This window comes from Roseomonas chloroacetimidivorans, from assembly GCF_049629625.1.
GTDB classification, from domain to species: Bacteria; Pseudomonadota; Alphaproteobacteria; order Acetobacterales; family Acetobacteraceae; genus Roseomonas; species Roseomonas chloroacetimidivorans.
The window spans coordinates 1-592 of record NZ_JBNBZS010000318.1; the positions used below are offsets into that span (position 1 = coordinate 1).

1 protein-coding gene is annotated in these 592 nt (G+C 62.2%); it reads right to left on the minus strand.

Translation table 11 applies throughout. The annotated features are described in order from the left end of the window. On the minus strand, nt 1-171 hold a 171-nt coding region (locus ACO1BU_RS37700), incomplete at its 3' end, for a trehalase-like domain-containing protein (RefSeq protein ID WP_424140948.1). Nucleotides 172-592 lie beyond the last annotated feature (421 nt).

Genomic DNA, 592 nt, shown 5'->3' on the forward strand with positions numbered 1-592 from the left:
CGCGGGAGCGATGAGCCACCGGCCGTGGGAGGGATCACCCAGCAGGGCCGCGAAAAATGGAGCGGAGTCAAATCGAGGCATTCCCAGCCAGTCAATCGACCCGTTGCGTCCGACGAGAGCCGCGGTCTCGCAATTTCCGATCAGGCCATAATCTTCAATCCGTTCCGGCATCGAGGCCTCTCTGCTGAGTCGAAACCAGTCGGCAATGTGTAAGTCGTGATGCTTGCCGTGCCGATGAGCGGCGGAAGCTTTTGCACCTCGATGCCGTCAACTGCATGGGTTGGCTGAATCGCCCGGCGCCGACGGCGACCCAGATGTGCAGCCAGAAAGATGAGGCCATCGGACGCAGAGGAAAACGCCTGCGGGCCATTAATAATCATCCATCCGGCGCTTCAACTCCGCCTCTGCCGCGACGTGCAATGGGGCGTCAGGCAATTGCGTCGATGATGGCGGGTGGCTTGTACCGGCAGAGAGACACGGCAGCCCAACCGGAGCTCTACAGATGCGCATCCCAACCTCCGCCGAGTGACTTGTAGGCGGCCACCAGGTCGGTATCGAGGGCTGCGGCCGATTGCGCCAGCGCCAGTTCCGC